Source organism: Pelagibacterium flavum (assembly GCF_025854335.1).
Classification (GTDB): Bacteria; Pseudomonadota; Alphaproteobacteria; order Rhizobiales; family Devosiaceae; genus Pelagibacterium; species Pelagibacterium flavum.
In genome coordinates, this window is record NZ_CP107716.1 from 2685970 (window position 1) to 2699499 (window position 13530).

At 60.0% G+C, this 13530-nt stretch carries 13 protein-coding genes; 8 read left to right on the plus strand and 5 right to left on the minus strand.

Annotation, left to right across the window (positions count from 1 at the left end; translation table 11 throughout):
• Positions 1 to 12 precede the first annotated feature (12 nt).
• Positions 13 to 1014: an ABC transporter permease gene (locus tag OF122_RS13615; protein ID WP_264227667.1), complete on the minus strand. Its 1002-nt coding sequence runs from the start codon at positions 1012 to 1014 to the stop codon at positions 13 to 15.
• Between the two features lie 251 nt (positions 1015 to 1265).
• Between OF122_RS13615 and OF122_RS13620 the strand changes: the two genes are divergently transcribed.
• Positions 1266 to 2174: a GntR family transcriptional regulator gene (locus tag OF122_RS13620; RefSeq protein ID WP_264224752.1), complete on the plus strand. Its 909-nt coding sequence runs from the start codon at positions 1266 to 1268 to the stop codon at positions 2172 to 2174.
• A 7-nt stretch (positions 2175 to 2181) separates the two neighbouring features.
• On the opposite strand, the gene OF122_RS13625 is transcribed toward OF122_RS13620, so the two are convergent.
• Together OF122_RS13625 and OF122_RS13630 are read right to left on the minus strand one after the other, a co-directional pair.
• Positions 2182 to 3030: a fumarylacetoacetate hydrolase family protein gene (locus OF122_RS13625; RefSeq protein WP_264224753.1), complete on the minus strand. Its 849-nt coding sequence runs from the start codon at positions 3028 to 3030 to the stop codon at positions 2182 to 2184.
• A gap of 30 nt (positions 3031 to 3060) precedes the next feature.
• Positions 3061 to 3792 carry an SDR family oxidoreductase gene (locus tag OF122_RS13630; RefSeq protein ID WP_408636243.1) on the minus strand — a complete coding sequence of 244 codons (732 nt, stop codon included), beginning with the start codon at positions 3790 to 3792 and terminating at the stop codon, positions 3061 to 3063.
• Positions 3793 to 3921: 129 nt separating this feature from the next.
• Here OF122_RS13630 and OF122_RS13635 point away from each other — a divergent pair, with 129 nt between their 5' ends.
• On the plus strand, positions 3922 to 4713 hold the full coding sequence (locus tag OF122_RS13635; protein WP_264224754.1) for an IclR family transcriptional regulator: 792 nt from the start codon (positions 3922 to 3924) through the stop codon (positions 4711 to 4713).
• Complete coding sequence (locus OF122_RS13640; protein WP_264224755.1) at positions 4710 to 5039, plus strand: L-rhamnose mutarotase; 330 nt, start codon at positions 4710 to 4712, stop codon at positions 5037 to 5039. Before OF122_RS13635 ends, OF122_RS13640 begins: the two co-directional genes overlap by 4 nt.
• Positions 5040 to 5112: 73 nt before the next feature.
• Here OF122_RS13640 and OF122_RS13645 read toward each other — a convergent pair whose 3' ends face one another.
• Positions 5113 to 6246: a helix-turn-helix domain-containing protein gene (locus tag OF122_RS13645; protein WP_408636335.1), complete on the minus strand. Its 1134-nt coding sequence runs from the start codon at positions 6244 to 6246 to the stop codon at positions 5113 to 5115.
• Positions 6247 to 6622: 376 nt separating this feature from the next.
• On the opposite strand from OF122_RS13645, the gene OF122_RS13650 reads away from it, so the two are divergent.
• The 5 genes from OF122_RS13650 to OF122_RS13670 are packed head-to-tail and all read left to right on the plus strand — an operon-like array spanning position 6623 to position 12882.
• Positions 6623 to 7606: a UDP-glucuronic acid decarboxylase family protein gene (locus OF122_RS13650; protein ID WP_264224757.1), complete on the plus strand. Its 984-nt coding sequence runs from the start codon at positions 6623 to 6625 to the stop codon at positions 7604 to 7606.
• Positions 7606 to 8595: a UDP-glucose 4-epimerase GalE gene (galE, locus tag OF122_RS13655; protein WP_264227669.1), complete on the plus strand. Its 990-nt coding sequence runs from the start codon at positions 7606 to 7608 to the stop codon at positions 8593 to 8595. The genes OF122_RS13650 and galE overlap by 1 nt, the downstream gene beginning before the upstream one ends.
• Positions 8592 to 10445 (plus strand): glycosyltransferase family 2 protein, encoded by a 1854-nt coding sequence (locus OF122_RS13660; protein ID WP_264224758.1) that lies wholly within the window; start codon positions 8592 to 8594, stop codon positions 10443 to 10445. The genes galE and OF122_RS13660 overlap by 4 nt, the downstream gene beginning before the upstream one ends.
• Before the next feature lie 26 nt (positions 10446 to 10471).
• The gene (locus OF122_RS13665; protein ID WP_264224759.1) at positions 10472 to 11932 is read left to right on the plus strand and encodes a UDP-glucose dehydrogenase family protein; all 1461 of its coding nucleotides are present in this window, start codon (positions 10472 to 10474) and stop codon (positions 11930 to 11932) included.
• Positions 11929 to 12882: a glycoside hydrolase family 26 protein gene (locus OF122_RS13670; protein WP_264224760.1), complete on the plus strand. Its 954-nt coding sequence runs from the start codon at positions 11929 to 11931 to the stop codon at positions 12880 to 12882. Before OF122_RS13665 ends, OF122_RS13670 begins: the two co-directional genes overlap by 4 nt.
• A gap of 103 nt (positions 12883 to 12985) precedes the next feature.
• Here the strand turns inward: OF122_RS13670 and OF122_RS13675 are convergent, their stop codons facing one another.
• A complete protein-coding gene (locus OF122_RS13675) occupies positions 12986 to 13255 on the minus strand; it encodes a hypothetical protein (protein WP_264224761.1) in 270 nt (89 codons plus the stop codon).
• Positions 13256 to 13530: the final 275 nt, after the last annotated feature.

A 13530-nucleotide genomic window follows, 5' to 3' on the forward strand; every position in this document is an offset into this window, starting at 1 on the left:
AAGTGGCGCGCCTCAGCGCCTGTTGCGCAACTGATCGATATAGACGGCGCCGATCACCACGCAGCCGATAACGATCTGCTGGATGAAGGCCGACACGCCCGCCATGTTGAGTCCGTTGCGCAAAATTCCGATAATGAAGGCGCCGATCATGGTGCCTGAAATCGAGCCCACTCCACCCATGAGCGAAGCGCCGCCAATGACCGCCGCTGCGATGGCGTCAAGCTCGTACATCACGCCTTCATTGGGCTGGGCAGTGACGAGGCGGGACATCAACACGATGCCGGCAAGCCCCGCCAGAAAGCCTGACACAGCATAGGCAGCCATTTTGGTGTGCTCGACATTGACGCCCGAAAGACGTGCCGCCTCCTCGTTGGAGCCAACGGCATAGACGTGACGCCCGAACTGGCGCCGCTTGAGCACATAGGCGGCAATGAGGGCGACAACCAGCAGCAGGATTGCCGGGAACGGGATGCCCGGAAACACCATGCGCGGCAATCCATTGGTCTGGGTTTCAACGATCCTGAACAGGGCACCGTTGCCCAGAACGCCGAACGCTTGTCCCAGTTGAGAGACGGGCGAGGCACCGGTCAGTTGAAGAGCGACGCCGCGCGCAATCATCATCATGCCAAGCGTGGCGATAAAGGGCGCAATCCGCAGCCGGGTAATCACGAACCCGTTGAACATGCCGCACAGCGTACCGACCAACAGCCCGCCGCCCATGCCGATCGGCACAGGGAGCCCCGCCTTGACCAACAGGCCCGCCACCGTGCCCGACAACGCTAGAACAGAACCAACGCTGAGGTCGATGCCGCCGGTGAGAATAACGACAGTCAAACCGATCCCGAGAAGGCCGATAACCGCTGTCTGGAGAAGCACCGTCATGGCGTTGTTGACGCTCAGAAAGGCACCGTTGAGAAACGCAAAGGCGATGATGAGGCCAAAGAGCGTGATCAGAGCGGAAATGCGGTGCAGCATGTCTGCCCGGATCGGCAAGCCAAAGCCGCCGCCAAGCATTGCTCCAGTCGCGTCGTTGCCCGCACCAAATACTCGCATCAAGTGTGTCCTCTCCATCCTCCGAGCGGATCGACAGCAATTTGCATGCCGTCCCCACCCACCTGGCCCGGCGCGGTTCTCCGCGCTCGTCCTTGGTTGGCGTGATCAAGCCATGTGCAAACACGTCCGGTCAACTGTTTTTAATTTTTTATGTACATAACTTCGATTTTCTGTTTATGTACATATACTTGTGACAAGAACGGTATCTTAAGATGGCCCGCACCAACGACCGCTACAAGTCTGCATACAATCAGATGCTTGCGCGTCTTAAGACCTTGGAAGCCAATTTCGAGTTGCCGTCGGAAACCGTTCTCGCGTCCGAACTCGGTGTCAGCCGGACGATAATCCGCTCGATACTCGGACAATTGCATGCGGCGCGCATCATCTCCTGGCGCGGTCGCCGGAAGCGCTTGCTGCGGCAGCCAGTAGCCGCCGACCGCTTCCCCGATAGCGAGGCCGAAAGCATAGCCGAGCGGCTTGAAGACAAGTTCCTGGAGTGGATTTTGCGTACCGACGTCGCCCCTGAGACACGGCTCAATATCTCGCTGTTGTCTCGGCAATTCGGCACGACCACTCACGCGCTGCAGGAGTTTCTCGTGCGCTTCTCGCGGTTTGGCATCGTGGAACGATTACAGACCGGGGGGTGGGTGTTGCGCGGATTTACAGCGCAATATGCGATCGAGTTGTCAGAGTTTCGCGAAATGATCGAACTGGCGTCGGTGCGAAAACTGGTCGCGCTGGATCCCGGTCATCCCATCTGGGGCCAACTCGATGAGTTGGAGCGCGACCATCGCGCCCTGCTGGAACAGGTCGAGACCCGCTACCGCGACTTCTCGGCGCTCGACGACAGGCTGCACACCACGATCAACAGCGTTCAGAACAACCGTTTCGCGCGTGAGTTCCAGGCGCTGATCTCGATGATCTTCCACTACCATTATCAGTGGAACAAGCGCTGGGAAAAGCAGCGCAATACCGTCGCGATCAGCGAGCACCTGGCCTATATCGGCGCGCTGCGCAAGCGAGACTGGAACCAGGCTCGCGCAGCGGCACTCGCGCATTTGGCGACTGCGCGCCAGACGCTTCTGGCCTCGACGGGGGACAATGACGCCCCCATCGAATGACCGGCACTCAGGCCCAGGCTTTGGCCTTTTGCGTTTGCTCGCCCAGCCCTTCGATGCCGAGCCGCATGGTCTGGCCGGGTTTGAGATAAACGGGCTCTGGCTTGATCCCCATGCCAACGCCCGGCGGGGTGCCGGTGGAGATGATGTCGCCCGGCTGCAGGCTCATGAACTGGGAGATATAGCTCACCACATGCGCTACGCCGAACACCATCGTTTTGGTTGACCCGTTCTGGTAGCGGTGCCCGTCGACCTCGAGCCACATGGCAAGATCCTGGGGATCGTCCACCTCGTCGCGGGTCACCAGCCACGGCCCGATGGGGCCGAAGGTATCGGCCGACTTGCCCTTGACCCACTGTCCCGAGCGCTCGATCTGGAATTCGCGTTCAGAGAGATCGTTGGCCACGCAATAGCCGGCGACATGATCGAGGGCGTCGGCCTCGTCCACATAGCGCGCCTCTTTTCCGATCACCACGCCCAGTTCAACCTCCCAGTCGGTTTTCTTCGAATTGCGCGGAATGATGACATCGTCATTGGGTCCGCAAATGGCGCTGGTCGCCTTCATGAAGATGACCGGCTCCTTGGGCACGTTCAGCCCGCTTTCGGCAGCATGGTCGGCATAGTTGAGCCCCACGCAGATGAACTTGCCGACCCGTCCGACACACGGCCCGATGCGCTGGCTTTTGTCCAGCTGAGGCAATTCTGCCAGGTCGGCCTTGCCGATCGCCGCCAGCCCGTCGGGGGTCAGAACCTCGCCGGCGATATCGTCAACGACCCCACTGAGATCACGTATCGTTCCGTCCGAATGCAGAACAGCGGGCTTTTCGGCGCCCTTGTTGCCAATGCGCATGAGTTTCATGGGTAAAATCCTCGACCTAGAAAAGAGAAATCAGGTGGTCCAGCCGCCATCTATCGTGTGAATCTGACCCGTCGTATAGGTCGCGCCGGCCAGATAAACGGCAAGGTCAGCCACCTCCTGGGGCGTACCGATCCGCCCGATGGGCTGACGGGCGATGAAGGCTGCCCGCGCAGCCTCATAGTCGCCGGTAGCGCGCAGCCGGTCCTGCAGCGAGGGGCTGTCGACGGTGCCGGGGCAAATGGCGTTGCAGCGAATACCCTTTGCAACATAATCGGCGGCAACCGATTTGGTCAGACCGATCACAGCGGCCTTGCTGGCCGAATAGGCGAAGCGATTGGGCACGCCGGTTACCGAAGAGGCCACGGAAGACATGTTGATGATCGTGCCATCGCCGCGATCGAGCATGCCCGGCAACACAGCCTTGATGGTTCGGACCTGCGCCTTGAAATTGAGATTGAGCGCCAAATCGATATCTTCGTCGCTGGCTTCGAGAATGGTGCCGTTGTGAACGATGCCGGCGCAGTTGAACAGAATGTCGATCGGCCCGGCTTCGGCAACCACGGCACCTACGGCGGAGTCGGAAAGGACATCGAGCACGCGCGTTTCGATCCCCTTTATTCCTTTGAGCGCTTCGAGCTTTTCGCCATTTATGTCTGTCGCGATCACCCTTGCTCCGGCAAGGGCAAAGGCCAGCGCCGAAGCATGGCCAATCCCCTGAGCCGCAGCCGTCAGGAGGCAGGTCTTCCCGCTGATGTCGGCCATAATTTTTTCTCTCCCCGATGCCGTTGATCACGGCTTGAATGCGTATATAAATAGATTATTCTTATGTAAACACAAGTGGCGCGCGCGGATCAACGTTTCGTTCGCGCGCCCGACAGGCAGGTTCAGCTCATGGCAGAGGAAATCGATCGCTATCGCGCCCCTGCGCTTGACAAGGGCCTCGACATACTCGAAGTGCTTGCCGCCGCCGAGGACAGTCTGAGCCAGGCCGAAATCTGCCGGGCACTCGGGCGGAGTCCCAATGAGATCTACCGCATGCTCGATCGTCTGGTTCGGCGCAACTATGTGCGTCGCACCCCCGAGGATAGGTACGCGCTGACCCTCAAGCTGTTCGAGTTGGCGCATGCACGCGAGCCGCTCAAGCGGCTCATCAATCAGGCCCTGCCCCTTATGCGTCAGTTCGCCATGACGTCCGAGCAGGCCTGCCACATCGTTGTTTACGATCGGAACGCCCTGGTGGTCGTGGCTCAGGTGGATTCTCCGAGTTACTGGAATGTGTCGCTGCGGGTCGGATCGCGCATGGACTTGGTCAATACCGGATCAGGCCACGTTTTTCTTGCTTATGCCGAACCCGGTGAGCGCGCGTTGATGCTCGCCAAACGAGACTCTGTATCCGAAAGTGACGTTCCTGCAGATTTCGATGCGCGGCTTGATCGCGTACGCAAGCAAGGATTTGAGAACATGGAGAGCGCCCAGGTGGTCGCGGTCTCCAATCTCTCCGCGCCAATTTTCGGGCCGCTCGGCAGCGTAATCGCCGTGATGACCTGCCCCTACGCCGCAAGGCTCGATCGGCCTGACGCCCCCTCTCCCGATCAGACGCTTGAGTTGCTTCTTGAAACCGCGCGTACGTTGTCGGCCAACTTGTCCGCCTCGCCAACGTCCCCAAGAAAGGATTCCGAATGAAACGCTATGGTTCGGTTCTCGGGCTCAAGCCCGACCAGATCGCCCAGTACAAGCGCATCCATGCCGATGTTTGGCCCGAGGTGCTCGAACAGATCAAGAAGAGCAACATCACCAATTACTCGATCTTCCTCAAAGAGCCCGAAAACCTTCTGTTTTCCTACTACGAGTATGTCGGGGACGATCATGAGGCAGATATGGCGGCCATGGCCGCCGACCCGCGCACGCAAGACTGGTGGGCCATTTGCGAGCCCATGCAGGCGCCCCTGGATACCCGCAGGGAGGGCGAGTGGTGGGCAGGGATGGAAGAGGTCTTTCACACGCCCTGAAAGATTTTCCGGCGCCAAAAGCAACAGGACCTGCCCACCGGCCGCTCGAAGTCGGACTGAGGGTTCAACGTCCTCAGCGCCCGAGCGCGGCGAGCCAGTCGCTGAAATTCTTCGTGTCTTCTGAAGTGTTCGTGCCAAGATAGGCGGCGTGTTCAGCGGCGGCGTGCTCGCGTGCTTCGCGTGGGCTGTAGCCGAATTCCAGCTTGAATGCGCGGCTGAAGTTGGCCGGGGAATCAAAGCCGGTCGCTTCTGCGATTTCCGAAATAAGCTTCTGGTTGGCCGGATCGCAGAGTGCGGCATGGGAGGCCAATAGCCGCTTTCGCCTAATATAGTGCAGGACACCACCGCTGGACTCAAACAGTTGGTATAGCCGCGTACGGGAGGTGGCGAGCTCCTGGCACAGGCTCTCGGGCGTGAGATCGGGTGAGTCCAGGTTCTGTCTGATATAGCGGCGCGCCCGCTCCATCAGACCCACGCCATGGTGCTCCGCAGTATGCTTGTGCTCGACCGAGGACAGGCTTGTGATCACCATGTCGCGCAGCATGCCGACAATTCCGGGGAGATCTTCCGCAACAAGGCTGGGCAATGAGGCTTCCAGGCTGCTGACATAGTCGATCAACAGACGGGACAGATTGTCTGACAGGACTACATTATTGGCATCGTCGAGAACCGTTGCCGAGTCCCCGAAGAGATCGCGGGGAAGATAAATCAAAACAGCTTCCGCATCGGTCATGCGCCCCCGGGACGGATGCCCCAGTGTCCTGAACTCCACCTTTCCGGGTTCGTTCTGCGCAACATGTCCATCGACCTCGGTCCAACTCCGTCCGCTACGCAGTATGGCCATGCGCCAATGGTCTATCGGACTGGCCCGCAGTTTCGCTGTCGACCGCCAGTAGCTGTGCGCGGCGACGCGGAGTTGCACAATGAGCGCCCCGCCCAAATTCCATGCGACGTGTTCGGCTGGAAATCCGTCCGCTGGTGCCTTGCCGTCCGGCAGCCGGTATTCGGCGACCGCCTCCATATAGGATTGCCATGCGCCGAATTGCTGCTCGTTGGGCATGTCCCGCGTGGAAAACTCGAGCGGCTTGAGAACCGGGGGGCCGCGCATCGCGACTGCGTCGCCGTCGGAGTTTTCTTTTCGTTCCCAGCGCCGCCGCTCCAGCCTCGGCTTTGCCGTGGCCGATCCGCCTTCATCGGTTTTCGACATGAGGCCTGGATGGTTCGGCCGGCCGTTCATCTGCTGTCTCCCTCCCCCTCTTGGCTGTCGTCTCGGGATACCGAATATAGCTTACCACAGTGATCGACGGTGGAGTTGTTCCAGATCAAAGGACGTCCGAACGAGACATCGAACGCCATTCTCAGCTGCGAGAAAAAATGTACGGCGAGATAAGTTCGTGGATTCTGTGGTAATGACAGACCTCCCCAAAAGACCCTATCTTGCATGAACGGCATAACTGCGTACGGGTCCAATAGACATTAGACCCAGAATTGTTACCGCCGAGATAACTTCAAACACGACCAGTATCTTCATTCTGGATGGCGCCATTGTTACGCTGTTCACGGGACTTTTATTGGGTAAAGACATGACCGTAAAAACAGTACCGCAGCGAATTCTTGTTACTGGCGGCGCGGGTTTCCTCGGCTCACATTTGTGTGAAGCACTACTGCGCTCCGGCCATCACGTGACCTGCCTCGACAATTTTTCCACTGGCCTGCGCCGGAACGTGCGGCATCTGGAACATACCGATCGCTTCAACCTCATCGAGCACGACATCGTCACGCCGCTCAACCTGGAAGTCGATCAGATCTTCAACCTTGCCTGCCCGGCCTCACCTCCGCACTACCAGGCAGACCCGGTGCATACGACGTTAACCTGCGTTCTGGGTTCGATGAATCTTCTTGAACTCGCGCAGCGCCACGGCGCCCGCATTTTCCAGGCCTCCACCTCCGAAGTCTATGGCGACCCTTCGGTGCATCCCCAGGTCGAGAGCTATTGGGGCAATGTCAATTCGTTCGGCCCCCGGGCCTGTTATGATGAAGGCAAGCGGTGCGCCGAGACATTGTTCTTTGATTATCACAAGAGCCATGGCGTCTCGATAAAGATCGCGCGCATTTTCAACACTTATGGGCCGCGCATGCGGCCCGACGACGGTCGTGTCGTTTCCAACTTCATCGTTCAGGCGCTCAAGGGCGACGACATCACCATCTACGGCGACGGCAGCCAGACGCGCTCCTTCTGTTTCGTGGACGACCTGATTGACGGCTTCCTGCGCCTCATGGCCTCTCCGGACACGCTTACCGGACCGGTCAACCTCGGCAATCCTTGCGAATTCACCGTTGGCGAGTTGGCCAGACACGTGATCGAGCTCACCGGATCATCCTCGAAGATGGTGCATTGCCCACTGCCAACCGACGATCCCAGGCAGCGCCGCCCGAACATATCGCTCGCAATGCGCGAACTCGATTGGCAGCCGCGCACGACGCTCCTGGCCGGCCTCAAGAGAACCATCCGCCATTTCGATCGCCTTCTGGCGAACCCTGACCACGAATTCGCCGAGGTCGCATGATGTCGCCTGAGCGGATCCTTGTTACCGGCGGCGCCGGCTTCATCGGAAGCCATACCGCAAAGCTGCTGAATGCCAGCGGTATCGAGCCCATTGTCTTCGACAACCTGTCGACCGGCAACCGCTCGTCGGTGCGCTGGGGTCCGTTCGTCCAGGGCGACATCCTGGACACCCCCCTGCTCGCCCACACAATCGCGCGCTACAAGCCAGCGGCCGTCATCCATTTCGCCGCCAGTGCCTATGTCGGCGAATCCGTCACGGATCCGGCGAAATACTACCGCAACAACCTTTCTGGCACGTACTCGCTGCTCGACGCCTGCCTCCAGAACCGGCTCACCAACATCATCTTCTCTTCAAGCTGTGCGACCTACGGCGTGCCGACGCAGCTTCCGATCGGCGAAGACACGCCGCAGATGCCGATCAACCCCTATGGGCGCACAAAGCTGATTGCCGAGTACATGCTGCGCGATTATGCGGCCGCCTACGGCCTGCGATACGTAGCGCTGCGCTATTTCAACGCCTGCGGCGCCGACCCCGAAGGCGAAATCGGGGAATGGCACACGCCTGAAACACACCTGATCCCCCGCGCGCTGATGGCCACGGCCGGTATCATCCCGTTCCTTGAGGTCTTTGGAGACGACTACGAAACCGCTGACGGAACCTGCGTTCGCGACTATGTCCATGTCGCGGACCTAGCACGAGCCCACGTCCTTGCCTACAAACACCTGGCGGCAGGAGGCGCCGATCTGGCGATCAATGTGGGCACCGGTCGCGGCACCTCGATTCGCGAGATTCTTACAGCAATCCATAGCGTTACCGGGATCGAAGTGCCGGTTCGCATGCATCCGAGGCGTGCCGGCGATCCGCCTGCGCTCTATGCCGACCCCAGTCTGGCGCGCGAAACAATCGGCTTTTCAGCCAAACATTCCGACCTGGGAACCATCCTGCGCACGGCCGCTCCCTTCTTTGGGCTGGAGGTGTCGCCACAATGAAAACCGTCGTCAAAAAGCACATCGAGCCGGCAAAAACAGGCAGCGAGCCGCTCCTGGTTTCCGTTTTCACCGAGTCCCAGAAGATCGAATATGTGGTCGGCAGCGCAATATGGTTTGCGGCCCTCGTCTATTTCTGGTCATGGTGGCTGAAGCCCGAGCACCACATCAGCGTGACCGGCTCGATCCTGGTTACCGCGACGCTTGCCTGGGTAACGCTTCTACCAGCCTATTTTCTGGTGGTCTTTTATCGCGGCCGGAAGCCGAACGGCCCGTTGCGGCTCCCTGAGGGCAGCCGGATCGCTATGGTCGTCACCAAGGCTCCGGCCGAACCATTCCCTGTGGTAGCCGAGACCCTCAAGGCGATGCTCGCCCAGGATCTGCCGCACGACACATGGCTGGCGGATGAAGATCCCTCCCCCGAGACGCTCGCCTGGTGCCGCGCGCATGGCGTATTCGTGAGCACCCGCAAGGGACGCGCCGATTACCATCGCACCACCTGGCCGCGGCGCACGCGCTGCAAGGAGGGCAATCTCGCCTTCTTTTACGATCATTACGGCTACGAGCGCTACGACTTCGTTGCGCAGCTCGACGCCGACCATGTTCCAGAACCCGGCTATCTCTTCGAAATGCTGCGGCCCTTTGCCGACCCCGCCATAGGCTATGTCTCGGCGCCCAGCATATGCGACCGCAATGCACATGAAAGCTGGTCGGCGCGCGGCAGGCTCTATGCGGAAGCAAGCATGCATGGCTCGCTCCAGGCCGGGTACAATGGCGGGCTCGCACCACTGTGTATCGGCTCACACTATGCCGTGCGCACCGAGGCGCTGAAGCAGATCGGCGGGCTGGGCCCCGAGCTTGCCGAAGATCATTCGACGACCCTGATGATGAACGCCCATGGCTGGCGCGGTGTGCACGCGCTGGACGCGATCGCCCATGGCGACGGGCCGCGCACCTTTGCCGACCTCGTGACCCAGGAATTCCAATGGTCGCGCAGCCTTGTCACGCTGTTGCTGCAGTATTCGCCTTCGCTGATCGGCAAGCTGCCGCCGCGCCTGAAGTTTCAGTTCCTGTTTTCACAGCTCTGGTATCCGCTGTTCGCTCTTTTTGCGGCGCTGATGTTCGCGATGCCGATCATCGCTCTGCTGCGCGGCGAAAATTTTGTCGCTGTCACTTATCCCGTTTTCCTCGCCCATTCCGCGCCTTTGTCCATCATCCTGATTGTGCTGGCCTATCGCTGGCGCGCCGGCGGCACCTTCCGCCCGGTTGACGCCAAGGTGCTGAGCTGGGAGGCAGCTCTGTTTCTGCTGGCACGGTGGCCCTGGGCGCTTGCGGGTTGCGCGGCTGCCGTCCGCGACTGGCTCACGGGGTCTTTCGTCGATTTCCGCGTCACGCCCAAAGGAACCTCCGAGGTCGATGCCCTGCCTATGCGCGTACTGGCGCCCTATGGCGTGCTCTCACTGGCCTCGATATTGCCCGTTCTGGCTGTGGCGGATGCCGGTGAAACGCGCGGCTTTTATCTTTTTGCCATCATAAACGCCACGCTCTACGCGGTCCTCCTGCTTGTGATCGTCGCCCAGCACGCTCGCGAAAATCTGGTCCGCGTGTGGGGCCGCCTCTATCGGCCCACCTTAACGGCAACCCTTTTGGCGCTCGTGGTACTGCCGGGCTTCGCCACCGTCGAGCGCGGAAAAGACGGGCTCGAGGCGCTCTCCTGGGGCGCGGGAAATTTCCGCATGTTCGAAGAAAGCTATTCGGTCGCCGGCGCCGGTATGGGCAGCCCGGGGCTCGTCAGAACCACCTTCAACCCGAGCTGGCGGCCAGACAATCCGTCGCACAATGGCTTGCAATAACGAAAGGGCGCTTTGCGTACAAACCCATGAAAATAGCAGTTATCGGAACCGGATATGTCGGCCTTGTCAGCGGCTGCTGCTTTGCCGAATGGGGACATGAGGTGGTCTGCGTCGACAAGAATGCAGAAAAGATTTCGGGTCTGCGACAAGGCAGACTGCCCATCTATGAGCCGGGTCTGGACGAGCTGCTGGAGCGGAACGCCGCCGCCGGCCGGCTGTCCTTTACCTGCGACGTCGCCGAAGCGGTGAAGGACGCCGCGGCCGTGTTCATTGCGGTGGGCACGCCCCCGCGACCCGGTCACGGGGACGCAGATCTTTCCTTCGTCTATATGGCGGCCAAGGAAATCGCGCCGCTCCTTGCGGACAATGCTGTGGTCGTCGTGAAATCCACTGTCCCTGTCGGGACCGGCGATGCCGTCGAGAAAATCATCGTTACAGAGCGGGGTCGCGGCACCTTCTCAGTGGCATCCAATCCGGAATTTCTCAGGGAAGGCGTCGCCATTCGCGACTTCCTCGAACCCGACCGTGTCGTCATCGGGGTTGTTGACGAGCGTGCCCGCGAGGTTCTCACGACAATCTACGGCGAGCCGCTGGCAAAGACCAATTCGCCTATTGTCGTAACAGAGCGGCGCACGTCCGAACTCATCAAGTATGCCGCCAATGCTTTCCTGGCAACCAAGATCACCTTCATCAACGAGTTGGCGGATCTTTGCGAGCAGGTCGGCTCTGACGTGGAAGAGCTTGCGTTGGGCGTGGGGCTCGACAAGCGTATCGGTGCGAGCTTTCTCAATGCCGGTCCGGGTTACGGCGGCTCCTGCTTTCCCAAGGATACGCTGGCACTCTTGAGGACCGCACAGGATCACGGGGTGGCACTGCGCATCGTCGAGGAAGCGGTAAGTGTCAACGATGCACGCAAGCGCAAGATGGCGCTCAAGGTAATGGATGCCGTTGGCGGTGACATCGACGGACTCACCGTCGCCGTCTTTGGCCTGACCTTCAAGCCGGACACCGACGATATGCGCGAAGCCCCCTCGGTGCCGCTGATCGAAACGTTGCAGCGCTTCGGCGCCGTCATGCGCGCCCATGATCCGATCGGCATGAAGAATGCCGCGCAGATGCTGGAAAATGTGGAATTTTTTGAAGATCCCTATGAGTGCGCGCGCGACGCCGATGCCATTGTCATCGTTACAGAGTGGGACAGCATCCAGCGCCTCGATCTTGTGCGCCTGCGCCGGATGATGCGCTCCCCCAACCTGGTCGATCTGCGCGGCGTGTTCAAAGCCGGCCGAGCGGAAGCCGCGGGTTTCCACTTCAGCGCTGTCGGCCGTCCCACAACGCGTCCAGCCGAACCCGTACCGAACCTTTCGGGCACCAGATTCCATCCGCCCAGAGCGGGAGCGGCAAGCGGGGAGCTCGTTCTTGGGGAGCGACATGATCGCCGGGCAAACCATCACCAACGTCGAGAGACAAATGGAGAATTGATATGAACAGGAAAACCAAATCCGCAGCCCTGGTGACTGCGATCACACTGGCGTCGGGAGCCGTGCTTGCGGATAACCTTCCCCGCGGCATTCCCGATCCAAGCTCGACCACGGCCGGCACCCTGTCCGACAAGCGGCCGGACATGGCTCCGCCTTCGATCATCTTCGGGGCCTACGATCCTCATGGGGATTTTGGCGACGATCCCAATTCGTCCATCGAGCATCTCTTCCTGCCTTGGGAGGACGTGGATCTTTCCACGCTTTCCCTGGCCGACGACTATGCTCTGCAGCGTGGCCGCTCGCTGCTCATCAGCGTGGAACCGTGGTCGTGGGACCGCGACTGGCGCGTATCCTCCCAAGAACTCCTTAACGGCATCCTGAGTGGCAGCTACGATGCCAACGTGGCGGCGGTGTGCTCAGAGGTGGCCGGGCTCACCAGTCCTGTTACCATCCGGTTCGCACAGGAAATGGACGAGGAGGACAACCAGTTCTCCTGGGCGCAGTGGTCCGGCCCCGAATACATCGAGGTTTATCGACGCTTCGTAACCGAGTGCCGCAACTACCTGCCGAACGCCCAGTTCATGTGGTCGCCGAAGGGCAATGCGAACCTGCAGGACTATTATCCCGGTGATGATGTCGTGGATGTCATCGGCCTGTCGGTCTTCGGCTATCAGCCATATGATCAGGCGATAGCCGGGAGCGACCAGACTTTTGCCGAGCGTCTGATGCCCGGCTACACGCTGGTCGACGACTACGGGAAACCGATCATGGTCGCAGAGCTCGGCTATGAAGGTGACCAGACCTATGTCCGTCAATGGGCGCAGTCCGTAACCAGGCGTCACGCAGAGTTCCCTGACCTCACAGCCGTTGTCTATTTCAATGATGGCGAGGTCTATCCGTGGCCGGACAATTTCGGATTTCCCAACTGGCGCGTTGTCCAGGAAACGACGAACTGACGGGCAAAGTAGCGCGTGGCGGCCATGTCACCACGCGCACACCATCAATCGCGGAAAGACCTGACGACGGGAACGACGCTTCGCAGCGCCCTTTTTTATCGCTTTATCGCCGGGCAGAGCGCTCGAAACACGTGGATGTCCGTCCAAAGCCGCTCGGCGAGCAGATATAGTCCGCCTTGCCGAGGTACTGACTGCTTGCCACCGTTACCACGGGCTTCTCGACTGTCGCCGGGTCCATATATGCACTGACGGCATTGAGCGATGAAACCGTCGCGTTGCTGCCCGTCTGGAAGCACCCCGCTATTGGGACGAGCAGGAAAGCCGCCCCGGCAATAGCGAGTATGCGCTGGGAAATGGCAGTGAAACTCTGCATTGCGTGTTCCATCAAAAATCCGTGCCCTCTTTCGACGCCATCCCGAATCGTTACCCCCTAGCCGTTAACTTGCGGTGTAAGAAACCGTCGAAAATGCGGCATTTCCTCCGAAAGGAGTCGTTAACCACATCAACACCGGTCGTCCCCCGACGCCTGCACGGCTCGTTTGCCTGACCATCGGGCATCGTGCTATGCTCATCGAGCTGCTGGTTTCAGCGTGTTGTGAGTAATCCAGCCTTTTCGACAGGCCGCTTTACTCTGCGGCAGTGGGAGAG